This is a genomic window from Pseudarthrobacter lactosi (assembly GCF_055412785.1).
In genome coordinates this window covers 673,211-699,367 of the sequence record NZ_JBVAYS010000002.1, presented here as the reverse complement: position 1 = coordinate 699,367, position 26,157 = coordinate 673,211, and the positions used below count along the sequence as shown (strand labels likewise).

Below are 26,157 nucleotides of genomic sequence, written 5' to 3'. Positions count from 1 at the left end.
GCTGCCTCTCTGGCTGTTCGTTGCGGGTGGGTCCCGGTCAGCGCCGTACCAGGAGATCGTGGGCCTGAACTACGTCCAGACGTATCTGGTCCACAAGCGCTTCCGGCCCACGGTATGCCACCATGCCGCGGAGCCGCGCCACAAATTCGACCACTACTGTCTGGCCGTACAGATCGAAATCCTCCACGGCCTCGTGCGGACGGTCGATCACATGGGCTTCGACCTGGCGGCTGACGCCGTCGAACGTGGGATTGGACCCCACCGAGATGGCCGCCGGCCAGCGCGTGCCGGCCTGGTCCACCAACCAGCCCGCGTAGATTCCGTCGGCTGGGATGAACCCGCTGGCCTGGTGGGCAAGGTTTGCGGTGGGGAACCCGAGCACACGGCCGCGGGCGGCACCGTGGACAACCTCGCCGCGCATACGGTGCGGTCGTCCCAGCACCGCGGCGGCGGTGGCGACGTCGCCCTCCTGCAATGCTTCGCGCACCCAGGTGGAGGAACAGCGGCGGTCCGTGCCGCCGTCGTTATGCAGCGGGTAGCCTTCCGAACCGAACTCACTGATGACCTGGACGTCGAAGTTGAACTTTTCGCCCAGCTCCTTCATGGTGTCGAGGTCACCGGAGTTGCCGCGGCCGAACCGGGAATCGTGACCGATCACCACGTGGCTGGCGTGCAGGCTGTCCACCAGGACCTGGCTCACAAATTCCTCAGGGGTGAGGCTGGCCAGGTTCAGCGAGTACTTCATCACCAAAATGGCATCCAGGCCCAGCTCGCCCAAGGCCACCAGCTTGTCCTGCAGGCCCATGATCATTTCGGGCGCGGACTCCGGCCGGTGGATCAGGGCGGGGTGCGGGTCAAAGGTGACGGCAACGGCTTTTGTCTTGTTGAGCCGGGCCGAGCGGGTGAGCTCGGAGAGCACCTGCTGGTGCCCGCGATGGACGCCGTCGAAGTTGCCGAAAGTGACAACGGAGGGACCAAAGTCCGCCGGGACCTCGGACGGATCGTTCCAGATGTAGACCATCACCCTCGCCTTTTACTGCCTTTAACTGACATCTCTCCGAACGCGCCGACGCCGGAACTATCTAAGATTACCCGCATTCAGGCTGGCTTCCGGACGGCGCCGGGCCAACAGGATGGCAGACGCGGACCTACCCGGAGGCGGCTCACAGCCGGTGCGGCCGACGCCGGTAAAGCCACACCAGTCCCAGGATCGGCAGCAGCAGCGGTATGAACGCGTACCCCCGGCCAAAAAGGGACCAGACGGTTTCATGCGGGAACGCCACCGAATCGAAGACACTCAATGCGCCCACCACCAGCACACCGACAAGTTCCACCAGGACGGCGGCCAGGGAGATCCTGAACCAGGTGCGGCCGGGCTTGGCCAGCGACACTGTTGCCACCACGTAGACCAGCGCCGCGAAGGCAGAAAGCAGGTATGCGAGCGGAGCCTCGGAGAACTTCGTCAGGATCTGGTAGCCGGCGCGTGCGGTGGCCGAAATGGCAAACACTGCATAGACGGCGATGAGCAGGCGTCCGGGGCCGGTGTTCCGGGTGTCCTTGCCGCCGGCCTTGGCATCTGCCTTTGCCCGGGTTGCTTCGGAACGAGGTGCTTTCACGTTGCGTGCTTCTTCCATTTCAGTACCAGATCTGGTTCATGCGGGCGGCCATCACCAAAGCCGTGACACCGACGGCGGCGAGGACGAAGTTGCTCCAGCGGGTCCGTTCCAGGATGGACCAGTACACGGCAGCCGGCGGCAGGAGCATCGCAGTGGCCAGGTATCCCCAGAATTCCCAGGCTTCGCCGGCAATCGGTTCGCCCGCGATGACCCTCACAATCGAGCCCACCAGGTAAACCACTAGTGCCAGCTCGACGGCGGCAACGGACAGGATGGTTAAATCGTTGGGGGCCTTTTTGAGGATGCCGGCACCGAGGCAGATTCCGCTGGAGAGCAGCCCGATCACCAGGATGATGTAGAAATAGGCGTCCATGCCTATGCGTCCCCGGGCGCCGCAGTTTCGGACGCAGCACTTCCGGACACAGTTTTCCCAGCCTCTGTCTTTCCGGCCGCACCGTTGCCGGGCGCGAACACCAGGACGGGCTTGGCAAAGTTTCCGGAGTCCGCCAGGAGCGCCACGAGGCTGCCGTCCGGCGCGAACGCTGCCGCGGGGTGTTCAGCGGTGGCGGCCGCGGGATCGCCTGCTTCCGCTCCGGCTGCGATGCGGCGTCCGAAGGAAATTTCGGTGGTCTCCTCCGCCGTGAGTTCGCGGTTGGGCATCAGGGCCCGGGCAGCCTCGGACATTTCCAGGACATTCAGTTCCTCGGCGAGCTGCTCCAAGGTCCGGGCCTGATCCAGCGAATACGGGCCAACGTGGGTCCGGCGGAGGGCAGTCAGGTGGCCGCCCACTCCCAGCCCGTCGCCGAGGTCGCGGGCGAGGGCCCGGATGTAGGTACCGGAGGAGCACTCCACCGTGACATCAATGTCCACAACGTCGCCGCCGGCTTCCCGGTTGATGCCGTGAACTTCGAAACGCTGGATGGTGACCGGTCGCGCCGCGAGCTTCACCTCTTCTCCCGAGCGGACCCGGGCGTAAGCGCGTTCACCGTTGACCTTGATGGCGCTGACGCTGCTGGGCACCTGGTGGATTCGACCCGTGAGGGCGGCGACGCCGTCGTGAATCGCTTCGTCGGCGACGGCGGCGGCACTGACGGCGGCAATCACGTCACCTTCGGCGTCGTCCGTGATGGTGGACTGGCCCAGCCGGATGGTTGCCGTGTACGTCTTGGACGTGCCCACGATGTAGGTCAGGAGCCGGGTGGCCTTGTTGATGCCGACCACCAGGACGCCGGTAGCCATGGGATCGAGAGTGCCGGCGTGCCCCACTTTCCGCGTCCCGGCGAGACGCCGCATCCGACCAACCACATCATGGCTGGTCCATCCCTGCGGTTTGTCCACTATCACCAGTCCAGAAAGCACGCTTCCCAGTATATCGGCGCTGACCACCGCCCCTGCCCACACGCCTTACCCACAAGCTCTGCCCCCCACCTCCGGCGGCTAGGATGGCATCCATGCCTGAGCTTGCGGCGCACGCGCGCGACGTCCCCGTCAACCAGATCCGCGAAATCACCGAGGCCGCCTGGCATACTCCCGGGGCCATCGTCCTCAGCATCGGCGAACCGGGCTTCGCGCTCCCCCGCCACATCCTGGAGGCCGGCATGGCGTGCCTCGACCGGGACGAGACTAACTACACACCAAACGCCGGTATCCCGGCCCTCCGTGAAGCGTTCGCCGCCAGGTTCCGTGAACGAGCCGGACTCAGCGCCAGCTTCGGTGCCGAGCGCGTCTACGTGGTGGACGGCGCGCAGCAGGGCCTGCACTTCGCCATGAGCCTCCTGCTCTCCCCCGGCGACGAGATCCTGATTCCCAACCCCGGCTACCCCACATTCGCCATGACCAGCCGGCTCCTGAATGCCGTGCCCGTGGGCTACCCGCTTTATCCAGAGCATGACTTCCAGCCTCGAATCCAGGACGTTGCGGCGCTCATCACGGACCGGACCCGGGTGCTCATCCTGAATTCCCCGTCCAACCCGCTGGGCGCCGTCCTCGGCGAGGACCTGACCCGCCAGCTGGTGGACCTTGCCCGCAAGCACGATCTCTGGATCATTTCGGACGAATGCTACGAGGCCTTCACCTACGATGTCCCCCACGTCAGCCCGGCCCGGTTCGACAGCGACGTCCCCGGCGAGGCGCGGGTGTTCACGTCACTGACTCTCTCCAAGACGTACGGTCTGACCGGCCTGAGGATCGGCGCGCTGGTCTGCCCGCCGGGGCTGGAACAGAAGATGAACAACGTGATGGAGGCGATTGTCTCCTGCGTTGCCTCCCCGTCACAGTATGCCGCGCTCGCGGCGCTGACAGGCCCGCAGGACTACGTCTGGCACGCCCATGCCCACTACCGCGCCAACCGGGACGCTGCCTCAGCAGTGCTGGACGCCAAGGGAATCCCGTACCTGAGTGCCCAGGGAGCCTTCTATCTTTGGGCCGACGTCTCCCACGTCAGCGACGGGGACGTCCGGAGCTGGACCCGACGGTTCCTCGCCGATTCCGGCGTCGCGTTCGCGCCGGGAACTGCCTTTGGCTCGATTGGCGAGGGCTGGGTGCGGATCGCGTTGTGTGGCAGCCGGCAGGAGCTCGTCGACGGCCTGGGCCGCTTGCCAACACGCGACCGGGACCTCTTGCTTTTAGCCTCGGGCGGCCAGCGCTGAGTCGAGCCAGGACCGGAGGGCCGCGGCGGGTGCTGCCCCTGCCTGCCTGGCCAGCACCTTGCCCCCATCCATGACCATCAGGGTGGGAATGGCCTGTACATCGAACCGCCCGGAAAGCCGCGGCGCCCGGTCAACATCAACTTTGACGAGCTTGATTGCACCGGCCCGTTCCGTGGCCAACTTGTCCAGGACCGGGCTCACCATCCGGCAAGGCCCGCACCAGGCTGCCCAGAAATCAACGAGCACAGGTACCGGAGATTGCTCCGCCACGGCGGCGAAGTCATCGTCCCCGGCCGTGGTAATCCAAGGCAGCCCCAGCCTGCAGTTACCGCAGCGAGGACGGCCGGAGGCGGCGGCCGGGACGCGGTTCGTCTTGCCGCAGCCGGGGCATTTGATCAGCGCAGGTTCCATCGCGTGCCTCCGGGCTCAGTAGTTAGTGCGGTGCCCATTGGCGCGCCACGCGTCAAACGGAGCGTCCGACGTCGGAATGGCGGCTTGGGCGACCGGCAGCAGTTCCGGACGGGTGCCGTTGAAATACTCGTAGAACACGGCGTCGTCGAAACCGGCCGCGGCTGCACCATGGCGGTCGGCCGCAAAATAGACCCGATCGATCCGCGCCCACAGCGCGGCTGACAGGCAGAGCGGGCACGGCTCGCAGCTGGTGTAGAGCACCGCGCCCCTCAAGTCGAACGTGGCCCCCGCCCTTGCGGCGACGCGGATTGCCACCACTTCTGCATGCGCGGTGGGGTCGTGGTCCCGGGTGACCCGGTTGATGCCTTTATGGACCCGGCCATCCGGGGTCACCACCAGCGCACCAAACGGCCCGCCACCGTCGGAGACGTTCCGGACAGCCAGCTCAATGGCCTGTTCCAAGTAACGGGTGGCCTCGTGGTTGTCGCTCGCCTGCGTCATATCTAGATCCTAACCACGACCCAGGATTTCCGGTTCAAAATAGGGGGCTCACAAAGGGAAATTTCCGTCGACGCAGCCCGCCTGAAGGACTATTCTGGCGCCCGGGGGCTGTTAATTCCATATCTACTTTGGTCTCATTGCCCAGCCCCGTCCGCGGGGCGGCGCACCTCAATTGCGGAGGATGCAATGAAGAAAAAGTTTTCCTTGGTCGCGTGCCTGGCAGCAGCGGCGTTAGTCATTCCTATCGGGCCGGCCGCGGCGGGCTCCTCATCGCCAGAGCCGAAAATCCTTGCCGACGGGCTGGTCACAGCCTTGAGCCTCGCCGTCGGTAGGGACGACTCTGTCCTGGTAACCCAGAATTTTGTGGGCCGGCTTGACCGCGTGGAGGACGACGGCCAACTGGCCAACGTCTACACGAAGGCGGAGTGGGACGTCGGCGGTGTCTCAACCAGACGCGGGACCACCTACTTTGTGGAGAGCGTGGGCGGTGGTGGAGGCAATCCCGATGCGCTTGAGGGTTACCTGAAGTCCATCGACTGGTCGGGCGACGTGACGACCGTTGCCGATCTCGCGAGTTATGAACGCGCCCACAATCCGGATGGTGACCAGGAGTACGGCTTCGGTTCCGATGTCTCAGCTGAGTGCCTGCAGCAATGGCCAGTTTTCCCGCCGGCCCGGTATACGGGTGCCCTTGATTCCCATCCCTATGCCACGGCAGTCAAGGGGTCCACTGTCTATGTTGCTGACGCCGGCATGAACGCCATCCTCGAAGTCGACGTGGATTCCGGTGACGTCTCGACTGTCGCTGTCTTGCCGCCACGGCCTGCCGTAGTCCCCGCCGGCACCAGGATCCCGATAGATATGGCGGGCGGCACTGTCGAAGTCCCTGCATGCGTCGTTGGCCACGAATACTCGTTTGAACCGGTGCCAACGGACGTGGAGATCGGCCCCGACGGCTGGCTGTATGTGTCCTCGCTCCCAGGCGGTCCCGAGGATCCGTCCCTGGGCGCCCGCGGTGCCATCTTCCGCATCAACCCGTGGACCGGCACAACACGCCTGTGGGCAGAGGACATCCTGAGCCCCACCGGCATCGCAGTGTCCGACAGCGGGGATGTCTACGCAGCCTCGATGTTCGGCAACGAGATTGTGAAAATCGACGCCTGGACCCGTGAGGCCTCACAGTTCCTGGCTGTTGACGGTCCTGCGGCGGTCGAGCTGAGCGGGGAGACCCTTTACGCCACGGCGGGCTTCAGCTTCGGGCAACCGACTGGAACCGTGCTGAAGGCCCACATCAGGTAGGTCCTGCCGGGAGTCCAACCCGGCAGACGAACGAAGGCCCGGACCGCAGTTCAGTTGCGGGTCCGGGCCTTCGCCTCGTGTCAGTTACCTGTTGGCGTCTTCGTCGAGGTCCTCGTCGTCGGTGAGGTCAATGTCCTCTTCGTCAAAGTCGTCCTCGTCGATCTCCACATCGGCGGGAACGTCGCTCTTGTAAGGATCGGCGTCGCCGGCGTGCTTGGCGTTTTCGGCCAGGGCAGCCACCTCGGCGTCGCGCTTCTTGGCGGCCCGGAGCAGTTCCTCCAGGTTCGAGGCAACAACCGGGATCTGGTCGGCGACAAATTCGAGCGTCGGCGTCAGGCGGACTGTCACGTTGCGCCCTACCTCCTGGCGGAGCACACCCTTGGCCTTCTCCAGGCCCTTGGCAGCATCAGCCTGGATCGCCTGGTCGCCGAAAACGGTGTAGTAGATCGTGGCATGCTGCAGATCATTGGTCACCCGGGCATCGGTAACAGTAATGCCCTCCAGCCGAGGATCCTTAACCTTCCGGCCCAAAGCCTCCGCAACAACAACCTTAATCCGCTGCGCCAACTTGGCAGCCCGTGCGGGATCAGCCATTTCCACTCCTAAAAATTTTGGATGTACGACGGCGCGCTAGCGGCTTGCGTACACACGTTTGCTTGGTTGCCACGCGCCTAAGGCGAGTCTACGACGGACTCCCGTTGGATTTTTTCCGGCGGCCTGGGAGTGGCATCAAAGGAACTGGCCGAGGGCCCCGACCCGAGCTTGCGAGGGTTGGGAAGGCCAGCTCCGCTGCCGAAGCTGGGCGGCAAGGGATCGCAGATCCGATGCCGCCCAGCGTAGGGGCGGGGCCGCCGGAAAAATCCAGCGCCCCCGACCCGTCAAGCTACAACACGTTAGACGCGCGGCTTTTCGCGCATCTCGAAGGTCTCGATGATGTCGCCCTCGGTGATGTCGTTGAACGAACCAAGACCGATACCACACTCGAAGTCCGTGCGGACCTCAGTGGCGTCGTCCTTGAAGCGCTTGAGCGTCTCAACGGTGAGGTTGTCACCGATGGTCTTGCCGTCGCGGCTGATGCGGGCCTTCGTGTTGCGTCGGATGATGCCCGAGCGAACGATGGAACCGGCGATGTTTCCGAACTTGGAAGAGCGGAAGACTTCGCGGACCTCGGCGGTGCCCAGCTGGACCTCTTCGTACTCCGGCTTGAGCATGCCCTTGAGGGCCATCTCGATGTCATCGATTGCTGCGTAGATGACGGAGTAGAAGCGCATGTCCACGCCTTCGCGGTCTGCCAGTTCGGCAACCCGCTCGGCAGGCTTGACGTTGAAGCCGATGATAACGGCGCTGTCGACCGTTGCCAGGTTGACGTCGTTCTGCGTGATAGCACCAACGCCGCGGTGGATGACGCGCAGCTGCACGCCTTCGCCGACGTCGATCTTGAGCAGTGCGTCTTCGAGGGCTTCCACGGCACCGGACACGTCACCCTTGAGAATGAGGTTGAGGGTGTCGATCTTGCCGTCGGCCACGGCCTGGTCGAAGTCTTCCAGGCTGATGCGCTTGCGGCGCTTGGCGAGGGCGGCGTTGCGGTCGGCTGCTTCACGCTTCTCGGCGATCTGGCGGGCGGTGCGCTCGTCAGCGGTCACAAAGAAGGTGTCGCCGGCGCGCGGCACGTTGGACAGACCCAGAACCTGCACGGGGCGGGACGGGCCGGCCTCGGTCAGGACACTGCCGTCGTCGTCGAACATGGCGCGGACGCGGCCGTGAGCCGTACCGGCCACGATCGTGTCACCGACACGCAAGGTGCCGGACTGCACCAGGACGGTGGCCACGGAACCGCGGCCCTTGTCCAGGTTGGCTTCGATCGCGATACCGCGGGCGTCCTTGTTCGGGTTGGCGCGCATGTCCAGGGCAGCGTCCGCGGTGAGCAGGACAGCCTCGAGCAGCTCGTCGATGTTGAGGTTCTGGCGGGCAGAGACCTCCACGAACATGGTGTCGCCACCGTATTCTTCGGGAACCAGTCCGTACTCGGTCAGCTGGCCGCGGACCTTCTCCGGGTTGGCGCCTTCCTTGTCGATCTTGTTCACAGCCACCACGATCGGCACATTTGCTGCCTGCGCGTGGTTGAGTGCCTCAACGGTCTGCGGCATTACGCCGTCGTCCGCTGCGACCACCAGGATGGCGATGTCGGTGACCTTCGCACCACGGGCACGCATGGCGGTGAACGCCTCGTGGCCCGGAGTATCGATGAACGTGATCTTACGATCGATGTCTTCGTGGGTGTGCGTGACCTGGTAAGCACCGATGTGCTGCGTGATGCCGCCGTGCTCGCCCGCCATAACGTCGGACTTGCGGATGGCATCGAGCAGGCGGGTTTTACCGTGGTCAACGTGGCCCATGACGGTGACAACCGGAGGACGTGCCTCGAGGTCGTCGTCGCCTTCGGCTTCGAGCTCTGCTTCGAAGTCGATGTCGAAGCCGGATAGCAGCTCGCGCTCCTCGTCTTCCGGCGACACAACCTGAAGCTTGTAGCCAAGCTCCTCGCCGAGCAGTGCGAAGGTCTCTTCATCCAGGGACTGCGTGGCCGTGGCCATTTCGCCGAGGTGGAAGAGGACCGTCACCAGCGCTGCGGGGTTTGCCTCGATCTTGTCGGCGAAGTCCGTGATGGACGAGCCACGACGAAGCCGGACTACGGTGTTGCCGTCGCCGCGGGGTACGCTCACGCCACCCAGCGACGGAGCACTCATCTGCTCAAGTTCCTGGCGCTTGGCACGCTTCGACTTGCGCTGCTTGCCACGGCCTGCGCCGCCCTTACCGAAGGCACCCTGGGTGCCACCGCGACCGCGGCCACCCTTGCCGAAGCCGCCGCCGGCCGGAGCGCCGCCACCGGCACCCGGTGCGCCACCGGTACCTGGAGCGCCACCCGGACGTCCGGGGCCACGTGCGCCGCCACCGGGACGTCCTGCACCAGCGGGTGCGGGACGCTCAGTGCGGTTGGGCATCATGCCCGGAGTAGGCCGGTTTCCACCGGCACCCGCGGGACGGGGTGCACCCGGGCGGGGTCCACCTGAGCCAGCAGCCGGACGGGGGCCGCCAGCACCGGCTGCGGGACGCGGACCACCGGGACGGGGGCCACCTGCACCGGCTGCGGGACGCGGGCCACCGGGACGGTCGCCGTCGGGACGGCTACCGCCGCGGGGCATGCCCTGCGAAGGAGCGAACGGGTTGTTACCCGGACGGGGAGCACGCTCGCTGTCGCCGCCGCGGCCGCGGGGCATGCCCTGGGACGTGGCGAACGGGTTGTTGCCCGGACGGGGACCGCCGGGACGCGGTGCGGAGCCGCCCTGTGAACCGCCCTGCGCTGATCCGCCGGAGCGGGTCGGTGCAGCCGGGGCTTCGGCCTTCGGTGCCGGACGGGCGCCGGGCTTAGCGCCGGTGGACGGTGCACTTGCAGCCGGAGCAGCTGGTGCCGCCGGGGCTGCGGAAACGGGAGCGGGTGCAGCCGGAGCCGCAGCAGCTGGTGCTGCCGGGGCTGAAGGAGCTGCGGGACCCGGAGCAGGTGCTGCGGGTCGTGTGTCGGCCGACGGGGCAGGCGCCTTGGGCGCGGCTGCCGGAGCTGCGGTCTTGGCAGCTGCGTCGGGGTAGGCGTTGCGGAGTTTCCGCACCACCGGGGCCTCAATTGTTGAAGAGGCGGAGCGAACGAATTCGCCCAGTTCCTGCAGTTTGGTTACTGCATCTTTGGAAGTAATACCGAGCTCTTTAGCAAGCTCATGTACGCGGACCTTGGCCACATTTCTCCTGTCTCGGTCCGCACCGAGCCAGGCACGAACCGTCTACTTCTTACTGCGGGCCCTAGCCGCGGTTGCAACTAAAGGGCCCATTGCAGAGCGCAACAAAGTTGTCATCGTTGCGCACTCATCGCTGGGAACTCATCGGGTTTCCATCAGTTTTCTGACCCGCTTTCAGGTTGGACGGTTTTTGCTGCATCTGCCAGAGGCATGTGCTGTGGCATTTGCAGCGGGCCGGCGTCCTGCTTGCCTGCCATGATCCGGCGTTCGACGGCGGTGGACCCGGTTGCGCCGTTAAGGGCCCTTCCGAATGCTCGCCGTTTGACCGCCAGGGCCAGGCACGCTTCGCTGGGGTGCAGCCATGCACCCCTGCCAGCCATCCGGCGTCGTTCGTCTACCAGCACTGCGGTGGAACCGCTGCCTTCGGCGACGAGCCGGAGTAACTCAGACCGCGCAGCCTTTTTCCGGCATCCGATGCAGGTACGCTGCGGTTGATCCTCGATGTGAAGCACTTCTGCCACGGTGAGTATCTTCCTGACGTTCATAACTGCCGGCCCTAAGGTCCCCACCGCACATCGGCGGAACGGGAATACTCAGGGCACACGAATACCGGCCGTTAGGCGCGGTCTTGTCTATTCTAGCCCCTCGGGGCAGTTCTGCCCGAAACCGGGGCATCGGCCGGCAGTGTCCGCCGTTGGCCGTTGCCCCGGAACGGGTTCAGCTTTCGCGCGCCGGGGCAGCGTCAGAGACGATATCGATCCGCCAGCCGGTCAGCTTGGCCGCCAGCCGGGCGTTCTGGCCCTCTTTGCCGATGGCCAGGGAGAGCTGGTAGTCCGGGACCACCACACGCGCGGAGCGGGTGGCCTCATCCACGATGGTGACCGAATTCACACGCGACGGGGAAAGCGCGCTGGCAATAAACGTTGCCGGATCCTCGCTGAAGTCGACGATATCGATTTTTTCGTCGTTGAGTTCCGTCATAACAGCACGGACGCGGGAACCCATTTCACCGATGCAGGCGCCCTTGGCGTTGATGCCCTGGGTGTTGGCCTTGACGGCGATCTTGGTGCGGTGACCGGCCTCGCGGGCCAGGGCCACGATCTCCACTGAGCGGTCCGCGATCTCCGGGACCTCCAGTTCGAAGAGCTTCCGGACGAGGCCCGGGTGTGAACGGGACAGCGTGACGGACGGGCCCTTGGTGCCGCGGTGGACATCGATAACGATGGCGCGGAGCCGGTTGCCGTGGACGTACTTCTCCCCCGGCACCTGTTCGGGCGGCGGCAGCAGGGCCTCCACCGAACCCAGGTTGACCTGGATCATGTGCGGGTTGTTGCCCTGCTGGATCAAGCCGGCCACAAGTTCGCCCTCGCGGCCCTTGAACTCACCCAGGATGGCGTCGTCCTCGACGTCGCGCAGGCGCTGCAGGATGATCTGACGTGCGGTGCTCGCTGCAATACGGCCGAACCCGGCCGGAGTGTCCTCGAACTCGCCGATGGGGTCGCCGTCGTCGTCGATCTCCACGGCCCAGATGGTCACGTGGCCGCTCTTGCGGTCCAGTTCAGCCCGGGCCTTCTCGAAGGCTCCGGGTGATTTGTGGTACGCCACCAGGAGCGCCTGCTCGATGGTGGGGATCAGGAGGTCCAGCGGGATTTCGCGCTCACGCTCCAGTAGTCTCAGCGCGCTCATGTCAATATCCATCAGGCCTCCTCAGAAGGTCCATTGTGCTCAGGTTCCAGACCAGCTTCTTCGAGGTGGCTGAATTCGATCTCGACTTTTCCGTTGCGGATCCTGTCGAAAGGAAGAATCTGGGGCTCGCCCTGCTTGGGCTTCATGCCCTTCTTGACGGCGATCTCCGGGATGATGCTGACGCCGGAATCGTCCACGGACTGGACCCTGCCGGTGACATTTTCGCCCTGGATGACGTTGACCTTGACCATGCGGCCCAGGGCACGGTGCCAGTGCCGGACTTCGGTGAGGGGACGCGCGACACCCGGGGAGGAAACCTCGAGGTCGTAGGGGCGCCCGTCGTCCGCTGGATCGTTGTCCAGGACGTCGGAGAGGACCCTGGAGATGTCCGCAATGACATCAAGGTTTACGCCGCCGGTTTCCTCCTGCGGCAGGTCAACCACCACGTGGACCACGCGATGCGAACCCGCCATGATGGATACGTCCTCGAGGTACAGGCGGTTGGCCTGCACCGCCGGTTCCAGCAGCGCCCGAAGCCTGATGGCTTCGGGATTGTTGGCGGGCGCAGCAGCAGCGGTACCCGTTCCGGTAGCGTCTGATGAAGTCGTGGCTTCTGCATTACTCACGATGCCGGCCGCCTTCCGATAGATGATGTTGTGACTACTAGCGTAACGATTTTCCGGCCGCAGTGGTGCACGTAGATTCACGTCAGGCGTGAGAACATGGTCTGTTGTGAAAGACGACACGCCGGAAACCGGCCGCCGCAGGCGCTATTTCCAGTACGCCGTTTTTGGGCTGGCCGCCCTTCTGGTGGTGAGCCTGGGATTGGTACTCATCCCCCGCGAACCGTCCCCGCCTGCGGCGCCGCCGTTTTCCGAGCAGGCAAGGGCATCCGCGTTCGCGGATTCCCTGAGCCTTCGGGCCGCGGGCTTGGAACTGCAAGGCGCTGCCGACGCCATTGCGCCGGCTTCGCAGGCCTCCGCCCTGGCCCGGATTGTGACTTTGCTGACTGTCCAGGCCCGGGCGTTAAACCTGCCGGCTGGTACTCCTGCCCCGGACAGCGCGGCTGCTTCCCAGGCCACGGCGCTTGACACCGTCGCGCCGCCCTCGACCACCGCGGACTTGGCCACTGCCCTCCAGGCAAGCGGGGCTCAGCGGCTCCAGGACGCTGAAACGGCCGACGGCGGCATGGCCCGCCTTCTCGCCGGCGCCGGCACTGCCCAGCTTCTGGCCGCCGAGGACCTGGCCTCGGCGACCGGGATCTCGTTGGCACCGCTTCCAGGCGCTGACTCCTCCCCCACCGCATCGCCGGCACCCACCCCGCCTGTTACGGCTTCAGCTTCCGTCAGTTGTGCCAGCAAAGCGGCGGTCGCCGGCGCACGCACTGGCGCGGACCTCGGCACGGCCTTTGCCTCAGCCGTTGCCGTCGAACTCGAACTGGTTTATGCGTACCAAGCGGCACTGACCAGGCTTAACTCCGGGTCCGTTGCTCCGGCGTCGAACTTCCTGGCCCAGCACGGCATCCTCCGAAACGAAGCGGAGGCCATGGGCAGGTCCCACTGCGCCGCGGTACCCCAGAGGCAGCCAGGCTACGCCCTGAGCCAGGTGTTCCTAGCGGACCCTGCAGCCGGGCTGGGAACACTGGAGGCCGGGACCCTTCCGGTGCTCGGCGACCTGGTGGCCCTCAGCGAGGGGCGCGAACGTGAATGGGCACTCTCAGCCCTTCAGTCGGCGGCCCGGCGGACCGTCCATTGGGGTGCATTACCGGGCCCGGTTCCGGGCATGGTCCTGGACGAAGCTCTCCTGCCTCCGCTGCCGGAGCCTGTATCAACCCCTGAGCCTTCCGCAACCAGCGCCAGTCCTCCCCGCAATTCGTAGCCACGGCCCCGCGTGCTGGCTTGCCGGGGGCACTAATGCTTTGCTGGAGGCATGGACAGTGCCGGCGCCCCCGCCCTTCACGAGAATGAGCCACACCAGAACGACGTCGCGCAGCGCCTGAACTGGCTCCGCGCCGGTGTGCTGGGTGCCAATGACGGCATCGTCTCGGTCGCCGCAATCGTGGTGGGCGTCGCAGGTGTCACCACACAGGCCGGCCCGATTCTCGTCGCCGGCACGGCCGGCCTCGTGGGTGGTGCAATATCCATGGCCTTGGGCGAATATGTCTCCGTCAGCAGCCAGAAGGACAGCCAGGAGGCCTTAATCGAAAAGGAACGCCTGGAACTGCAGGAAGAACCGGAGGAAGAGCTGGAGGAACTCACTGCGATCTACCAGGGCAAGGGCCTGAGCCTGGACACAGCAAGGAAAGTGGCCAGTGAGCTGACAGCCCACGACGCCCTGGGCGCACACCTCTCCGCCGAACTGAACATCGACGAGGCAGACATCGTCAGTCCTTGGCACGCCGCCATTGCCTCCGCCGTCGCGTTCCTCATCGGCGCCATCCTTCCGATGCTCGCCATCCTGCTGCCGCCGGAGAACATCCGGGTTCCCTTGACCTTCGCGGCCGTGCTGATTGCCCTTGCTGCCACCGGGGCCCTGGGCGCCTGGATCGGTGGCGGCTCGAAGCTGCGGGCCGCCGTCAGGGTGGTGGTGGGCGGGGCCTTGGCCCTGGCTGCCACGTACTCCATCGGCAACCTGCTCGGCGCAAGCGGCGTCGTATGAGTGTCCAGATTGGCGTGCCGATCCCGCCGGCCCTCAGCACGCGTTACAGCCACAGCAGTGCTGGACGGGCCTGGCTTTCCTCGCTCCCGGGACTGGTCCAGGGGCGTCTGGAGCATTGGGAACTGGCCGTTGATCTGGCAATCGGCGCCCTCCCGTGGCATGGCCACGGCGGCGTTGTGGTTCCGGTCCGCCGGACGGACGGGACTCCAGCGGCGCTCAAGATCGCCTTTCCCCACGACGAAGCCCGGATGGAACGCCATGCGCTGGCACTCTGGGGCGGATCGGGCGCCGTCCGGCTTTTGGAATCCGACGCCGGAACGTGCGCCATGCTGCTTGAACGGCTGAATGCGGACTGCTCGCTCCAGACCATCCCGCTGGATGAAGCGGCGGTGGCCTGGGGCAGCACAATGCGGCAGCTGGGCCTGGTGCCCGACGGACGGCCGCAGTGGCAGGAATTCGACCACATCGCAGCGCGGGCCGAACAATGGAGCGATGACCTTCCGGCTGATTGGGAACAGCAGGGCCGCCCGTTCCCGCGCTGGCTCCTGGAGGCGGCCCTGGAGGTCTGCCAGACCCGCGGCGCAGTGGGCCGCCGTTCCGGCAGGGATGTCCTGGTCCATACCGACCTGCATTTCCTGAACATCCTTGCCCGCCCGCAGACCAACAGCGCAGCTGTGCCCGGGCAGGCCTTCGTCGCCATCGACCCGCAGCCCATGATCGGCGAACCGGAATTCGCGGTGGCACCGCTCCTGTGGAACCGTCTCGCCGACCTGCCCCGGACCGATCCGGCCGGAGGCTTGCGCCGGCGCTGCCAGGAGTTCAGCGCCGCAGCCGGCCTTGATGCCGAAGCCGCGCGCCAGTGGGCCGTGGCACGCGAAGTGGAGAACGCCCTGGGCTACGCCGCTGTGCCGCGACACCGAGGAGACCTGGCCCGCTCCCTCTGGGTGGCCAGCACCCTCGCCGGGCGGACACTCTACGGTCTCCCCTCGGCGCACGCCCTGCCTGACCCGGGTCAGGGCGACAGCTGAGCGACGGTGCCTCCCGGGCGATCAGCCGGCAGCCCGCACAGCCGCCAAGGCGGAGCTGACCGCCTCGACGGCAGTACCGACGTCGTCCGCGTCCGTGCTCCAGTTGCTGACCGAGACGCGCAAGACGTCCCTGCCCTGCCAGCGTGAACCGGACATCCAGACCTTGCCGTCCTCGATCACCCGGGCTGTCACGGCGCGCGTGGTGGCGTCGTCCCCGAAGGCGAGCGACACCTGCGTGTAATCCACCGAGTTGAGCACCTCGACACCGTCCACGTCGGCGAGGCGGCTGCCGATCTTCGACGCGGCTTCGGCGAGCCCGCGGACCTGGGCCGCCACGCCGTCCCGCCCCAGGGAGCGGAGGGCGGCCCACACAGGCACGCCGCGGCCGCGGCGGGACAGTTCCGGCGCTTTTTCGAACGGGTCGCCCGGGCCTTCGACGTCGTGGATCAGGTAGCTGGTGTGCTGCAGTCCCATGGCGCTGCGCAGCGCTGCTGAATCCTTGACGATGGCAATACCGCAGTCGTACGGGACGTTGAGGGTCTTGTGGGCGTCGGTCCCCCACGAATCGGCCAGGGCCATGCCGCGGGTGAGGTCCGCGAATTCCGGCACGGCCGCGGCCCACAGCCCGAAAGCGCCGTCCACGTGCACCCAGGCGCCGTGCCGCCGGGCAACCTCGATCGCGGCGTCGAAGGGGTCGAAGGCTCCGGAGTGGAGATTGCCGGCCTGCAGGCAGACCAGGGCGTGCCCGGACCCTTCCGACAGCAGCCGGTCCAGCTCTGTGGCGATGAGCCTGCCCTGGGCATCTGCGGGAACCGCGATGGGCCGGCCGAGCCCGAGGTACCGCAGGCCCAGGTCAATGGTCTCGTGGCGCTCCTGGCCCACAAAGCACCGGATCCGCGGGGCTCCTGCCAGGCCATCGCCGTCGAGGTCCCAGCCGGCATCAGCCAGCAACCGCCACCGGGCAGCGGCCAGTCCGGTGAAGTTGGCCATGGTGGCACCCGTGGTGAAGCCGACGTCGGCATCCTCGGGCAGGTGCAGGAGCTGCAGGAGCCAGTGCCCGGCCGACTCCTCGATCGCCGCGATGGCGGGAGTGGCGTGGCGCATGCCCGAGTTCTGGTCCCACGCGCTGACCAGCCAGTCGGCTGCCATTGCGGCTGGCAGGGTCCCGCCCATCACCCAGCCAAAGAAGCGACCGGACGGAATGGCCATCAGTCCCGGCTCCGCGTGGAGCGCCAGGTAGTCCACCACCTCGGCCGCGGGCATGCCTTTCCGGGGCAGCGGTCCGCCGAAGACGTCGCCAAGTTCCTGGACCGACGCCCGCGGACCTACGTGCCTGTCAGGCAGGCTCGCCAGCCATTCCCCTGCGTGGCGGGCTGCGGCTGATAAGGCCTCGGAGTACTGTCCAGCGCCTGCTGACATAGCAGCATGGTACGCCTCAGCGGTCCCTGCCACGAGGGCCGGAAGCTCCTAGGCGAAGTTTTCCAGCCAGACGTCGTAGCCAAGTTTGATGATCAGGGCGCCCACCACCAGCAGGAATACAACGCGGATGAAGCGGCTGCCCTGCTTCACGGCGGTCCGCGCGCCCAGGTAGCCGCCAGCCATGTTGGCCAGGCCCAGCAGCAGGCCAACACCCCACAGGATTGACCCGTGGGGCAGGAAGAACAGCAGGGCGCCGGCATTGGTGGCCATGTTCACAATTTTGGCTTTGGCGCTTGCCTCCAGGAAGGCGTAGCCCATCGCCGAAACGAGCGCGATGATGAGGAAGGAACCGGTGCCCGGACCGATCAGGCCGTCATAGAAGCCGATAACGGCCCCGATCAGGCAGGCCACCACGTAGTGCGTGCGGCCATCGTGCCGCAGCACGGTGATCTCACCGACATTGGGCTTCAGTGCCGTAAAAAGGGCGACGGCGACCAGCGCGGCCACGATGATGGGCTTGAACACGCTGGCAGGGAGGTTGGCCGCCAGCACGGCGCCGCCAAAGCTCCCGGCCAAGGCAATCACCGCCATGGGCACGGCGGTCCGAAGGTCTGGTTTCACCCGCCCGTAGTACGTCACCGCACTCGTGGTGGTGCCGAAAATAGACCCCATCTTGTTGGTGGCCAAGGCCTGGACCGGCGTGATCCCCGGTACCAGCAGCATGGCCGGCAGCTGGAGCAGACCCCCGCCGCCCACCACGGCGTCCACCCAGCCGGCAGCAAATCCAGCCACCACAATCAGGATGATCGTGGTGAGCTGGATCGACTCAAACCCGGAAATCATGACCTAGAAAGGCGCAGCATCAGCTGCGGACAGCGGTGACCACATAGTCAACAGCCTTGTCCACGGCCACGTTCTCCGCTTCGCCAGTGCGACGGTCCTTGATTTCCACAACGCCATCCACCAGGCCGCGGCCGACGGCCAGGATGGTGGGGACGCCGACGAGTTCCGCGTCGCCGAACTTTACGCCCGGGGAGACCTTGGGCCGGTCGTCGTAGATGACGTCCAGGCCTGCGGCCTCAAGTTCCAGGGCCAGCTGCTCGGCTGCGGCAAAGATTTCCTCGCCGCGGCCGACGGCCACCACGTGGACATCCGCCGGGGCGACGGCGCGCGGCCAGATCAGGCCTTTGGCATCGTGGTTGGATTCGGCCAAGGCCGCGACAGCGCGCGTGACTCCGACGCCGTAGGAGCCCATGGTCACCACGACCTGCTTGCCGTTCTGGTCCAGGACCTTCAGGTCCAGGGCCGCGGCGTACTTGCGGCCCAGCTGGAAGATGTGGCCCATTTCGATGCCGCGGGCGGTCTCGAGCGGACCCGAGCCATCCGGGGCCTCGTCGCCGGCGCGCACGTCGGTGCACTCGATGACGCCGTCCCACCCGAAGTCGCGTCCGGCGACGAGGCCGAAGACGTGCTTGCCGGCCTCGTTGGCACCGGTGACCCAGGCGGAGCCGCTGACAACGCGGGGATCCACCAGGTAGAGGAGCTTGGACGCGCCCTCAGTGCCCAGCAGCGGCGCGTCCAGGGACATGCCGGGGCCGAGATAGCCCTTCACAATCAGGGGCTGTTTCTTGAGGTCGTCGTCGTTGGCCGCTTCGAGTGTGATCTCGCCGGCAATCGGCAGGAAGGACCCGATGTTCGCTTCGACGCGCTTGAGGTCAACGCCGCGGTCGCCGGGGAGACCGATGACGACGAGCTGGCGCTCGCCGGTGGGCAGCGTCACGGCAAGGACGACGTTCTTGAGTGTGTCACCGGCAGTCCAGGCGCCGCCGTCGGCCTCTGTCCGCGGAGCGAGCTGGTTGGCAGCCTCCACGAGCGTATCGATGGTGGGGGTGTCCGGGGTGTCGCGGACCTCCGCGGCAGGGGCGTCGGTGAAGTCGATGTCCGCGGGAACCACTGTGGTGACAGCTTCAACGTTGGCTGCGTATCCTCCCGCGGAGCGCACAAAAGTGTCCTCACCGATCTCGGTGGGGTGCAGGAATTCCTCGCTCTTGGACCCGCCCATCGCACCGGCGGTGGCTGCAACGGGAACAACTTCCAGGCCCAGGCGCTCGAAAATCCTGAGGTAGGCGACGCGGTGGGCGGCGTAGCTGGCGTCCAGGCCGGCGTCGTCCACGTCGAAGGAGTAGGAGTCCTTCATGATGAATTCGCGGCCGCGGATCAAGCCTGCCCGGGGGCGTGCCTCGTCACGGTATTTGTTCTGGATCTGGTAGATGCTCAGCGGCAGGTCCTTGTAGGACGAGTACAGGTCCTTGACCAGCAGCGCGAACATTTCCTCATGCGTGGGTGCCAGCAGGTAGTCGTTGCCCTTGCGGTCCTTGAGCCTGAAGATGCCCTCGCCATATTCCGTCCAGCGGTTGGTGGCCTCGTAGGGTTCCTTGGGCAGGAGGGCCGGGAAGTGGACTTCCTGGGCGCCGATGGCCGCCATTTCCTCGCGGATGACCTGCTCCACTTTGCGCAGCACGCTGAGCCCCAGTGGCAGCCAGGTGTAGATACCCGGCGCGGCCCTGCGGATGTAGCCTGCCCGGATCAGGAGCCGGTGGCTGGCCACCTCGGCATCGGCGGGATCTTCACGCAAGGTGCGCAGGAAAAGCTGGGACATTCTTGTGACCAAGGGTGGGTATCCGTTTCTGGGACTAGCTGCTGGAAATGCAGGACAGGGCAATTCTTCTGGGTACTAATCTACCGGCAATCCACGCCCCACCCGGCGGCGGAACCTGAGACGGGCCAGAGCCAGGGGCCAGCGACAGGCGCGGAGCCGGATGCGGGGTTCTGCTGAGGTCCGGACGGGGCAGAACGCAATAGAGCCACGCCCGGCGTGCAAAGCCCCTGGCCGTAAACGGCTGGTCATTACATGCGGACGTGGCTCCATGGCCGTTGACGCCTAGGTACTGGTGAGGACTGGTGAGACCGCCCACCCACTCCAGCGCAGCTAGATTGAACCTATGTGATAGCCGACACATCCACAAGGGTTTTTTCCATTCGCAGTTGTTGACGGTCACCTGCGGCAGGTCTAGGTTGAATTCATCAACTGGTGAATTCAAACGAGAACTCCCAGGATTTCGGAGGGCACATATGTCCCATTCAGCAGCAACGGCCCCGGCCGGCCCCGGCGCTGAAGTTGCCGTCGCCGCCAGCTCCCTGCACGTCACCAGGGGAAAGCTTCCCGTTCTTCGCGGGTTGGACTTTTCCATCCAGGCGGGCCAGATCACCGGGCTGTTGGGCCCGTCCGGCAGCGGCAAGACCACCCTGATGCGGGCCATCATGGGCGTCCAGCTGCTCACCTCCGGCTCCGTCCAAGTACTGGGGCTGCCCGCCGGACACCCCGACCTGCGGCACCGGGTGGGCTACGTGACCCAGTCCCCCAGTGTGTATCCGGACCTCACCGTCGAAGCAAACGTCCGCTACTTCGGCGCCATGCACCGCAAGGGCCGCGCCGAAGCCGCGGAGGCGATCGCCGCCGTCGGGCTTGAACCGCAGGCCAGGCAGAAAACCGGCGACCTCTCGGGCGGTCAGCTGAGCCGGGTGTCGCTGGCCTGCGCCCTGGTGGCGCGTCCCAGCCTGCTGGTCCTGGACGAGCCCACCGTGGGCCTTGACCCGCTGCTCCGGGCTGACCTGTGGGACCGGTTCCGGTCCATGGCCGAGTCCGGGACCACGCTGCTGGTTTCAAGCCATGTGATGGAGGAAGCCAGCCATTGCGGATCGCTTCTCCTGCTGCGGGATGGGAAGCTCCTGGCGCAGCTGACACCGGCCGAATTGAGTCAGCGCGGGCACAGCGCCGATCTGGAGAAGGCCTTCCTGCACATCATCCAGGACGCCGCCCAAACGCAGTCCACCGAAAGGACGGTACGGTCATGAACCTGATGATGCTGTTGGCCACCACCCGCCGCGTCCTGGATCAGCTCCGGCACGACCACCGCAGCATCGCGCTCATCCTGGTGGTCCCTGCCCTGCTGCTCACCGCCGTGTACTTTCTCTATGAGAATGAAACCCTGCCGCCAGGCGTGCCCAGGACTTTCGACCGCGTTGGCCTGATGATGCTGGCAATCTTCCCGTTTGTGGTGATGTTCCTGGTTACATCCATCACGATGCTGCGCGAACGCACCTCCGGGACCCTGGAACGGCTGCTGACCACTCCCATCCACAAGGCGGACCTGCTGTTCGGCTACGGGCTCGCATTTTCCATCATGGCCGCACTGCAGTCGCTGGTAGCTACCGCCGTGGCCTACTGGATTTTCGGGCTCGACATCCAAGGCAGCCCGGGTCTGGTGGTCATGATTGCCGTGATCAATGCGGTTCTTGGCGTCGCGCTGGGGCTGCTCTGTTCGGCCTTCGCCCGGACGGAATTCCAGGCCGTGCAGTTTATGCCGGTAGTGGTGGTCCCGCAGATCCTGCTCTGTGGCCTTTTTGTGGCCCGCGAGAGGATGAACGAGGCCCTGGAGGCTGTGTCGAATGTCCTACCCCTGACCTTTTCGGTGGATGCGCTCCAGGAGATCGCCACCAACACCGATGCCACAGACCAGCTGTGGATGGACGCCGGCGTCATGGTGGCCATTGTCCTGGCGGTCCTGGTCCTCGCGTCGCTGACCCTGCGGCGGCGGACTGCGTGAACGGACAGCATGATCCTGCGGGCGCTGGTGATCCGGCAGGCGCGAATGATCCCGCTGTCGCTGGTGATCCGGCGGGCACCGCGGCCGGTCCGGGCCGCCGGGGCAGACGCGGCGGGGCAAGCGAGTCGAGGGACCAGATCCTGGACACAGCCCGGAGACTGTTCGCCGAACACGGTTTCGAGGGGACCAGCCTGCGCCAGATCGCCCGGGAGACCGGAGTGGACCCCGCGATGGTGCACCACTTCTTCAAAGGCAAGGACGAGCTCTTTGCGCTGAGCGTGGCACTCCCGGCCGACCCGGAGAACGTCCTGGCGGGCGTCAACGGCTACTCGCCGGAGGATCGGGCTGAGGCGATTGTGCGGGCCGTCCTGCGCTTGTGGGAGAGCCCGGCCCAGCACAGCCTGGTGGCCTTCCTCAGGGGAACCATCGGGTCGACGGCGAAGACCCTACTGCTGAGGGAACTCGTACAGCGGACCATCCTCAGCCGGATCATGGCAGGAGTCCCCGGACCACCCGCAGAAGTGGCCATGCGCGGAAATCTTGTGGCCACGCAAATGGTGGGCGTGATGCTGGTCAGGTATGTGATCCGGCTCGAACCTCTCGCGTCCGCCTCCGCCGACGACGTTGTGCGGCTCGTGGCGCCTAACGTCCAGCATTACCTGACGGGTGACCTGAAAGCTGACGGGTGACCTAAGGCGACGTCCTGGAGGCTAGAACAACACGGTGGCTAGAACAGCCTGGAGGCTAGAACAGCACAGTGGCGAAGGTGCCCACCTGGCGGAAGCCCACGCGCTCGTACGTGGACCGTGCCCGCAGGTTAAAGCCGTTGACGTAGAGGCTGGTGACAGGGGCAAGCGTGCGTGCCTTCTCCACTACGGCAGCCATGTAGCCTGCGCTCAGACCCTGTCCGCGGTAGCCGGGGTTCATCCATACACCCTGGATCTGCGTGACGTCCGCTGTTACAGCTCCCAGCTCGGCCTTGAACACAACATCGCCGGATTCGTTCACGTGCGCCAATGAATGGCCTTGCCGGATGAGGCCTTCCACGCGACGGCTGTAGAACTCCTTGCCCCCGAGGAACGGCGAATAGCCCACTTCCTCTTCGAACATGGCCGCGCAGGCGGGAAGGATCCGGTCAAAATCGGCCAGCCGGCCAAGCCCCAGGTCCGCGTTCGGCTCCACCAACGGCGGCCCGCACAGCGTCATGAGCGGCTGTTCATCCCGTACCTCATGGGCCGCATGCCCCAGTTCGGCCAGCTCAGCATGAAGGGCAAGGACGGCATCTGCGGGGCCAAAGGCGGAAGCGAAGCGGCGGCCGGAGGTGCTTGCTGCGGCCGCGACAACCCCGGCGAATTCGGGGTCAAGCTGGATCGGGACCAGGTTGGCGCCAGCCCAGCACGCGCCCGCCAGGATGCCGTCGTCGAAAACTCCCAGGACGCCGGCTCCGCCAGTGGTGGGCGCGGCAGAACCAGCCGCCCGAAGGTGCGCCAGGATAAAGACATTGGCCACCGGGTCCTGCGACGCGAGGCGCCGCAGGACAGCGGTGTCAGCGCCGGCGAGGGTCCTGACGGATATCCCCGCCGGCGCGGCGTCCTCTTTATGAGACGCTAACCACGGGGCTACCCTTGACAGCATCTTCGCCATCGGCCTCCCCCATCTCTTCAGCTATGCGCATGGCCTCTTCGATCAGTGTCTCAACAATCTCGCTCTCAGGCACAGTCTTGATGATTTGGCCCTTCACAAAGATCTGACCCTTGCCATTGCCCGACGCGACACCAAGATCGGCTTCGCGGGCTTCGCCCGGCCCGTTCACAACACAGCCCATCACTGCCACGCGGAGCGGAATTTCCATGCCTTCCAGCCCTGCGGTGACCTGCTCGGCCAGGGTGTAAACGTCCACCTGGGCGCGGCCGCATGAGGGGCAGGAGACGATTTCCAGTTTGCGCGGGCGCAGATTCAGTGACTGGAGGATCTGGTTGCCCACCTTGATTTCCTCCACGGGAGGCGCCGAGAGGGACACCCGGATGGTGTCGCCGATGCCCTTGGCCAGCAGCGCCCCGAAGGCCGTGGCGGACTTGATGGTGCCCTGGAAGGCGGGCCCGGCTTCGGTCACGCCCAGGTGCAGGGGCCAGTCACCCTGCTCGGCCAGCATTTCGTAGGCAGCAACCATGATGACCGGGTCGTTGTGCTTGACCGAAATCTTGAAGTCGTTGAAACCGTGCTCTTCGAACAGCGAGGCTTCCCAGACGGCCGATTCCACAAGGGCCTCGGGGGTGGCTTTGCCATACTTCTTGAGGATTCCGGGCTCCAGCGATCCGGCGTTGATGCCGATCCGGATGGAGGTCCCGTGGTCCTTCGCGGCGCGGGCGATTTCCTTGACCTGGTCATCGAACTTGCGGATATTGCCCGGGTTCACGCGCACTGCCGCACAGCCGGCCTCAATCGCCGCGAAGACGTATTTGGGCTGGAAGTGGATGTCCGCAATGACGGGGATCTGGGACTTGCGCGCGATGATGGGCAGGGCCTCCGCATCATCGGCCGACGGGCAGGCAACGCGTACGATGTCGCAGCCGGAGGCGGTGAGTTCGGCGATCTGCTGCAGGGTGGCGTTAATGTCCGTGGTGGGCGTGGTGGTCATGGACTGCACGCTGATGGGCGAGTCCGAGCCGACCCCGACGGAACCCACTTTGATCTGCCGCGTCTTGCGGCGGGGGGCGAGGACGGGCGGCGGTGCTGACGGCATTCCCAGACTGACCGAGGTCACGTGGACTCCTTGGGTAGGTGTTTCAGTAGTGAAATAGGTCCGGGAATCAGGATGCGTGTGCGGCCAGGAGGCCGATCACGGGAGTCCACTCAGTGGTCCGGATCCCGGCAATGGCGCCACCGGCGGCGAACGGGTCCTGCTTGAGGATTTCGTTCAGCTCGGTTTCATCCTGGACCTTGAAGATCAGCAGGGCACCAGCCCCGTCATCGTAGGGTCCGCTGGTCAGCAGTTGGCCCTGGTCGGCCAGACCCGCCAGCCAGGCGCGGTGCGCGGGGCGGTGCTCATCACGGACGGCGGAGGAATCGGCGGCGTACACATACTCAACGGCAAAAACAGTCATAAGGACACCCTATCCCCAGGGGTGGGCTGGCGCCGATCCGGGCAGTCAGCAAGACTCACTGCAGGAACACGACCTTGATGACTGCCGCCGTTCCCGCGGCCCACAGCATGGATGTGAGCGTTCCGATGATGAACCGCTCCGCAGCCACGGGGGTCTCCTTCAATTCTGCGAACCTGCCCAGGCCTTTGATGGCCACGATGTAGGCAATGGCCACTGGCTGTCCGGTCAGGATAGCCACGCAGACGCCCAGGCGTTCCAGGACTCCGATGATTGCCCCGCCGCGCAGGATCCGCTGGGCCGGCAGCGCGGTTGACGGCTGAGGAGCGTCCGACGCCGGCTGGCCGCCACTCGCTGTCAGCTCGCCGTCGACGGTTTGGCCGCCTTTGTGATGATCCGTACCGGCCCGTGGGGCTTCCGAAACGGTGTCCACCGTGACATCGGCTGAGGGATCCTGGACTGATGCGTCCTGGTCCGACTTGGTCGCCGCATCCGCTTTGTCGTCGATGGTCCTGGCGAGCCGGAACACCAGTGCGGTCACGGGCCATCCTGCGAATCCGGCCACCAGCAGGGCAACTGCGATCCATAGTGCGTTCACCGGTCTCCTTCACTCTGGGAATGCGCGTACTCGAGGAGCATGGCAGCAGCGGGCCTGGCGGCCCATTCTTCCTGCCAGCCGGACCTGAGCACAGCACGGCTCACCGACTGCTCCGTGATTCCCAGTTCCTGGGCTACGTGTTTCTGGCTGCCGTGCTTTCCATCGCCGCCCTGGAGCGCGCGCAACCGGTCCACCACCCGCCACTGGGCTGGTGTGCGTTGCTGCACCAACCGTCCGATCAGGCGTAGCACCGCCTGGGCATTTGCGCTGGTCATGGCTCCTTCCTTGGCATGGGGAGGCATCTCCCGTCCACGGCCAATACTGCCGGACACCACCGACAATGGCACCTGACCAGCCGCGCCCTTGGCGAGTTCCACGGCCTTTCGCGCTGCCACAAAGCCACTGCCTGAACCTTCCCGGGGACTACCGCCCGGGGCGAGGTGCACGGCACCGATCCCGACCCCGACGTACCAATGCCCGCTCCGGAGTGCGTACAAGGCGACGTCCACCACGTCCTCAGCACGTTCCACCACGCCCTGGAGTTCATCACCCACCGAGCGCTCAAAGGAGGCCGGCGTGAGGCTGCGCAGGGCGGCGATCAGGTCGGGAACGCGGTCGACGTCGGCGGTGCTGCCTCGTTGATCGATGGTCAAAACGTACATGCCTCAACCGTACGCAGATGATTACGCATAATCAATCAAAAATAGCTGATTATTAAATATCAGCCAATAAAGGCTGAT

Annotated in this window: 27 protein-coding genes; 8 read left to right on the top strand and 19 right to left on the bottom strand. The window is 65.7% G+C overall.

Features of this window, described 5'->3' with window-relative positions:
- Nucleotides 1-37: 37 nt before the first annotated feature.
- The 4 genes from ACZY0Q_RS13085 to truB form a co-directional block, all read right to left on the bottom strand.
- Complete coding sequence (locus ACZY0Q_RS13085; RefSeq protein ID WP_463917430.1) at nucleotides 38-1,021, bottom strand: bifunctional riboflavin kinase/FAD synthetase; 984 nt, start codon at nucleotides 1,019-1,021, stop codon at nucleotides 38-40.
- Nucleotides 1,022-1,163: 142 nt separating this feature from the next.
- On the bottom strand, nucleotides 1,164-1,634 hold the full coding sequence (locus ACZY0Q_RS13080) for a hypothetical protein (protein WP_463917429.1): 471 nt from the start codon (nucleotides 1,632-1,634) through the stop codon (nucleotides 1,164-1,166).
- Nucleotide 1,635: 1 nt separating this feature from the next.
- Nucleotides 1,636-1,989, bottom strand: coding sequence for a hypothetical protein (locus ACZY0Q_RS13075; protein ID WP_463917427.1), 354 nt, complete (start codon nucleotides 1,987-1,989; stop codon nucleotides 1,636-1,638).
- Nucleotides 1,990-1,991: 2 nt separating this feature from the next.
- On the bottom strand, nucleotides 1,992-2,975 hold the full coding sequence (truB, locus tag ACZY0Q_RS13070) for a tRNA pseudouridine(55) synthase TruB (protein WP_463917426.1): 984 nt from the start codon (nucleotides 2,973-2,975) through the stop codon (nucleotides 1,992-1,994).
- A gap of 92 nt (nucleotides 2,976-3,067) precedes the next feature.
- On the opposite strand from truB, the gene ACZY0Q_RS13065 reads away from it, so the two are divergent.
- Nucleotides 3,068-4,264: a pyridoxal phosphate-dependent aminotransferase gene (locus ACZY0Q_RS13065; RefSeq protein WP_463917425.1), complete on the top strand. Its 1,197-nt coding sequence runs from the start codon at nucleotides 3,068-3,070 to the stop codon at nucleotides 4,262-4,264.
- Here ACZY0Q_RS13065 and trxA read toward each other — a convergent pair.
- Entirely contained in the window at nucleotides 4,241-4,675 is a 435-nt protein-coding gene (trxA, locus tag ACZY0Q_RS13060; RefSeq protein ID WP_463917423.1) for a thioredoxin, read from the bottom strand. The two genes, ACZY0Q_RS13065 and trxA, sit on opposite strands and share 24 nt — an antisense overlap.
- 15 nt (nucleotides 4,676-4,690) lie before the next feature.
- Entirely contained in the window at nucleotides 4,691-5,176 is a 486-nt protein-coding gene (locus ACZY0Q_RS13055; protein WP_463917421.1) for a nucleoside deaminase, read from the bottom strand.
- Between the two features lie 186 nt (nucleotides 5,177-5,362).
- Here ACZY0Q_RS13055 and ACZY0Q_RS13050 point away from each other — a divergent pair, with 186 nt between their 5' ends.
- Nucleotides 5,363-6,475 (top strand): ScyD/ScyE family protein, encoded by a 1,113-nt coding sequence (locus ACZY0Q_RS13050; RefSeq protein ID WP_463917420.1) that lies wholly within the window; start codon nucleotides 5,363-5,365, stop codon nucleotides 6,473-6,475.
- Between the two features lie 84 nt (nucleotides 6,476-6,559).
- On the opposite strand, the gene rbfA is transcribed toward ACZY0Q_RS13050, so the two are convergent.
- From rbfA to ACZY0Q_RS13025, 5 genes are all read right to left on the bottom strand, one after another.
- Nucleotides 6,560-7,069 (bottom strand): 30S ribosome-binding factor RbfA, encoded by a 510-nt coding sequence (gene rbfA, locus ACZY0Q_RS13045; RefSeq protein WP_463917418.1) that lies wholly within the window; start codon nucleotides 7,067-7,069, stop codon nucleotides 6,560-6,562.
- A 299-nt stretch (nucleotides 7,070-7,368) separates the two neighbouring features.
- Complete coding sequence (gene infB, locus ACZY0Q_RS13040; protein WP_463917416.1) at nucleotides 7,369-10,263, bottom strand: translation initiation factor IF-2; 2,895 nt, start codon at nucleotides 10,261-10,263, stop codon at nucleotides 7,369-7,371.
- 152 nt (nucleotides 10,264-10,415) lie between these two features.
- Nucleotides 10,416-10,805 carry a YlxR family protein gene (locus ACZY0Q_RS13035; protein ID WP_463917415.1) on the bottom strand — a complete coding sequence of 130 codons (390 nt, stop codon included), beginning with the start codon at nucleotides 10,803-10,805 and terminating at the stop codon, nucleotides 10,416-10,418.
- A 172-nt stretch (nucleotides 10,806-10,977) separates the two neighbouring features.
- Complete coding sequence (nusA, locus tag ACZY0Q_RS13030) at nucleotides 10,978-11,958, bottom strand: transcription termination factor NusA (RefSeq protein ID WP_463917413.1); 981 nt, start codon at nucleotides 11,956-11,958, stop codon at nucleotides 10,978-10,980.
- The gene (locus tag ACZY0Q_RS13025) at nucleotides 11,958-12,572 is read right to left on the bottom strand and encodes a ribosome maturation factor RimP (RefSeq protein ID WP_463917411.1); all 615 of its coding nucleotides are present in this window, start codon (nucleotides 12,570-12,572) and stop codon (nucleotides 11,958-11,960) included. Before ACZY0Q_RS13025 ends, nusA begins: the two co-directional genes overlap by 1 nt.
- 106 nt (nucleotides 12,573-12,678) lie before the next feature.
- On the opposite strand from ACZY0Q_RS13025, the gene ACZY0Q_RS13020 reads away from it, so the two are divergent.
- Genes ACZY0Q_RS13020 through ACZY0Q_RS13010 form a run of 3 tightly spaced genes read left to right on the top strand, consistent with a single transcriptional unit; the run spans nucleotide 12,679 to nucleotide 15,632 of the window.
- On the top strand, nucleotides 12,679-13,824 hold the full coding sequence (locus ACZY0Q_RS13020) for a DUF4439 domain-containing protein (protein ID WP_463917409.1): 1,146 nt from the start codon (nucleotides 12,679-12,681) through the stop codon (nucleotides 13,822-13,824).
- Nucleotides 13,825-13,875: 51 nt separating this feature from the next.
- A complete protein-coding gene (locus ACZY0Q_RS13015) occupies nucleotides 13,876-14,604 on the top strand; it encodes a VIT1/CCC1 transporter family protein (protein WP_463917407.1) in 729 nt (242 codons plus the stop codon).
- The gene (locus ACZY0Q_RS13010) at nucleotides 14,601-15,632 is read left to right on the top strand and encodes an aminoglycoside phosphotransferase family protein (RefSeq protein WP_463917405.1); all 1,032 of its coding nucleotides are present in this window, start codon (nucleotides 14,601-14,603) and stop codon (nucleotides 15,630-15,632) included. Before ACZY0Q_RS13015 ends, ACZY0Q_RS13010 begins: the two co-directional genes overlap by 4 nt.
- A 21-nt stretch (nucleotides 15,633-15,653) precedes the next feature.
- On the opposite strand, the gene ACZY0Q_RS13005 is transcribed toward ACZY0Q_RS13010, so the two are convergent.
- Genes ACZY0Q_RS13005 through ACZY0Q_RS12995 form a run of 3 tightly spaced genes read right to left on the bottom strand, consistent with a single transcriptional unit; the run spans nucleotide 15,654 to nucleotide 19,722 of the window.
- Nucleotides 15,654-17,051 carry a pyridoxal phosphate-dependent decarboxylase family protein gene (locus ACZY0Q_RS13005; protein WP_463917403.1) on the bottom strand — a complete coding sequence of 466 codons (1,398 nt, stop codon included), beginning with the start codon at nucleotides 17,049-17,051 and terminating at the stop codon, nucleotides 15,654-15,656.
- Nucleotides 17,052-17,099: 48 nt separating this feature from the next.
- On the bottom strand, nucleotides 17,100-17,894 hold the full coding sequence (locus tag ACZY0Q_RS13000; RefSeq protein WP_463917402.1) for a sulfite exporter TauE/SafE family protein: 795 nt from the start codon (nucleotides 17,892-17,894) through the stop codon (nucleotides 17,100-17,102).
- A gap of 19 nt (nucleotides 17,895-17,913) precedes the next feature.
- Nucleotides 17,914-19,722, bottom strand: coding sequence for a proline--tRNA ligase (locus ACZY0Q_RS12995; RefSeq protein WP_463917400.1), 1,809 nt, complete (start codon nucleotides 19,720-19,722; stop codon nucleotides 17,914-17,916).
- Between the two features lie 461 nt (nucleotides 19,723-20,183).
- On the opposite strand from ACZY0Q_RS12995, the gene ACZY0Q_RS12990 reads away from it, so the two are divergent.
- The 3 genes from ACZY0Q_RS12990 to ACZY0Q_RS12980 all read left to right on the top strand — a co-directional run bounded on the left by ACZY0Q_RS12990 (nucleotide 20,184) and on the right by ACZY0Q_RS12980 (nucleotide 22,407).
- The gene (locus ACZY0Q_RS12990) at nucleotides 20,184-20,966 is read left to right on the top strand and encodes an ABC transporter ATP-binding protein (RefSeq protein WP_463917398.1); all 783 of its coding nucleotides are present in this window, start codon (nucleotides 20,184-20,186) and stop codon (nucleotides 20,964-20,966) included.
- An 8-nt stretch (nucleotides 20,967-20,974) separates the two neighbouring features.
- Entirely contained in the window at nucleotides 20,975-21,718 is a 744-nt protein-coding gene (locus tag ACZY0Q_RS12985; protein WP_463917576.1) for an ABC transporter permease, read from the top strand.
- Between the two features lie 137 nt (nucleotides 21,719-21,855).
- Complete coding sequence (locus ACZY0Q_RS12980) at nucleotides 21,856-22,407, top strand: TetR/AcrR family transcriptional regulator (RefSeq protein WP_463917574.1); 552 nt, start codon at nucleotides 21,856-21,858, stop codon at nucleotides 22,405-22,407.
- A 55-nt stretch (nucleotides 22,408-22,462) separates the two neighbouring features.
- On the opposite strand, the gene ACZY0Q_RS12975 is transcribed toward ACZY0Q_RS12980, so the two are convergent.
- The 5 genes from ACZY0Q_RS12975 to ACZY0Q_RS12955 are packed head-to-tail and all read right to left on the bottom strand — an operon-like array spanning nucleotide 22,463 to nucleotide 26,079.
- A complete protein-coding gene (locus ACZY0Q_RS12975; RefSeq protein ID WP_463917573.1) occupies nucleotides 22,463-23,353 on the bottom strand; it encodes a GNAT family N-acetyltransferase in 891 nt (296 codons plus the stop codon).
- Nucleotides 23,316-24,482, bottom strand: a complete 1,167-nt coding sequence (gene ispG / locus ACZY0Q_RS12970; RefSeq protein WP_463917396.1) for a flavodoxin-dependent (E)-4-hydroxy-3-methylbut-2-enyl-diphosphate synthase — start codon at nucleotides 24,480-24,482, stop codon at nucleotides 23,316-23,318. Before ispG ends, ACZY0Q_RS12975 begins: the two co-directional genes overlap by 38 nt.
- 46 nt (nucleotides 24,483-24,528) lie before the next feature.
- Nucleotides 24,529-24,822 (bottom strand): YciI family protein, encoded by a 294-nt coding sequence (locus ACZY0Q_RS12965; protein ID WP_463917395.1) that lies wholly within the window; start codon nucleotides 24,820-24,822, stop codon nucleotides 24,529-24,531.
- A 55-nt stretch (nucleotides 24,823-24,877) separates the two neighbouring features.
- On the bottom strand, nucleotides 24,878-25,417 hold the full coding sequence (locus ACZY0Q_RS12960; protein WP_463917393.1) for a hypothetical protein: 540 nt from the start codon (nucleotides 25,415-25,417) through the stop codon (nucleotides 24,878-24,880).
- On the bottom strand, nucleotides 25,414-26,079 hold the full coding sequence (locus ACZY0Q_RS12955) for a MarR family transcriptional regulator (RefSeq protein WP_463917392.1): 666 nt from the start codon (nucleotides 26,077-26,079) through the stop codon (nucleotides 25,414-25,416). Before ACZY0Q_RS12955 ends, ACZY0Q_RS12960 begins: the two co-directional genes overlap by 4 nt.
- Nucleotides 26,080-26,157 lie beyond the last annotated feature (78 nt).

What these genes read in the sequence shown, in the direction of transcription:
- ACZY0Q_RS12975 (WP_463917573.1), bottom strand. Translation starts at nt 23,353, where the DNA reads ATGCTGTCAAGGGTAGCCCCGTGGTTAGCGTCTCATAAAGAGGACGCC.
- ACZY0Q_RS12985 (WP_463917576.1), top strand. Translation starts at nt 20,975, where the DNA reads ATGCTGTTGGCCACCACCCGCCGCGTCCTGGATCAGCTCCGGCACGAC.
- ACZY0Q_RS13015 (WP_463917407.1), top strand. Translation starts at nt 13,876, where the DNA reads ATGGACAGTGCCGGCGCCCCCGCCCTTCACGAGAATGAGCCACACCAG.
- ACZY0Q_RS13080 (WP_463917429.1), bottom strand. Translation starts at nt 1,634, where the DNA reads ATGGAAGAAGCACGCAACGTGAAAGCACCTCGTTCCGAAGCAACCCGG.
- ACZY0Q_RS13065 (WP_463917425.1), top strand. Translation starts at nt 3,068, where the DNA reads ATGCCTGAGCTTGCGGCGCACGCGCGCGACGTCCCCGTCAACCAGATC.
- ACZY0Q_RS12955 (WP_463917392.1), bottom strand. Translation starts at nt 26,079, where the DNA reads ATGTACGTTTTGACCATCGATCAACGAGGCAGCACCGCCGACGTCGAC.
- ACZY0Q_RS13085 (WP_463917430.1), bottom strand. Translation starts at nt 1,021, where the DNA reads ATGGTCTACATCTGGAACGATCCGTCCGAGGTCCCGGCGGACTTTGGT.
- nusA (WP_463917413.1), bottom strand. Translation starts at nt 11,958, where the DNA reads ATGGATATTGACATGAGCGCGCTGAGACTACTGGAGCGTGAGCGCGAA.
- trxA (WP_463917423.1), bottom strand. Translation starts at nt 4,675, where the DNA reads ATGGAACCTGCGCTGATCAAATGCCCCGGCTGCGGCAAGACGAACCGC.
- ACZY0Q_RS13010 (WP_463917405.1), top strand. Translation starts at nt 14,601, where the DNA reads ATGAGTGTCCAGATTGGCGTGCCGATCCCGCCGGCCCTCAGCACGCGT.
- ACZY0Q_RS12990 (WP_463917398.1), top strand. Translation starts at nt 20,184, where the DNA reads ATGTCCCATTCAGCAGCAACGGCCCCGGCCGGCCCCGGCGCTGAAGTT.
- ACZY0Q_RS12965 (WP_463917395.1), bottom strand. Translation starts at nt 24,822, where the DNA reads ATGACTGTTTTTGCCGTTGAGTATGTGTACGCCGCCGATTCCTCCGCC.
- ACZY0Q_RS13005 (WP_463917403.1), bottom strand. Translation starts at nt 17,051, where the DNA reads ATGTCAGCAGGCGCTGGACAGTACTCCGAGGCCTTATCAGCCGCAGCC.
- ACZY0Q_RS13055 (WP_463917421.1), bottom strand. Translation starts at nt 5,176, where the DNA reads ATGACGCAGGCGAGCGACAACCACGAGGCCACCCGTTACTTGGAACAG.
- ACZY0Q_RS13075 (WP_463917427.1), bottom strand. Translation starts at nt 1,989, where the DNA reads ATGGACGCCTATTTCTACATCATCCTGGTGATCGGGCTGCTCTCCAGC.
- rbfA (WP_463917418.1), bottom strand. Translation starts at nt 7,069, where the DNA reads ATGGCTGATCCCGCACGGGCTGCCAAGTTGGCGCAGCGGATTAAGGTT.
- ACZY0Q_RS13000 (WP_463917402.1), bottom strand. Translation starts at nt 17,894, where the DNA reads ATGATTTCCGGGTTTGAGTCGATCCAGCTCACCACGATCATCCTGATT.
- ACZY0Q_RS13035 (WP_463917415.1), bottom strand. Translation starts at nt 10,805, where the DNA reads ATGAACGTCAGGAAGATACTCACCGTGGCAGAAGTGCTTCACATCGAG.
- ACZY0Q_RS13050 (WP_463917420.1), top strand. Translation starts at nt 5,363, where the DNA reads ATGAAGAAAAAGTTTTCCTTGGTCGCGTGCCTGGCAGCAGCGGCGTTA.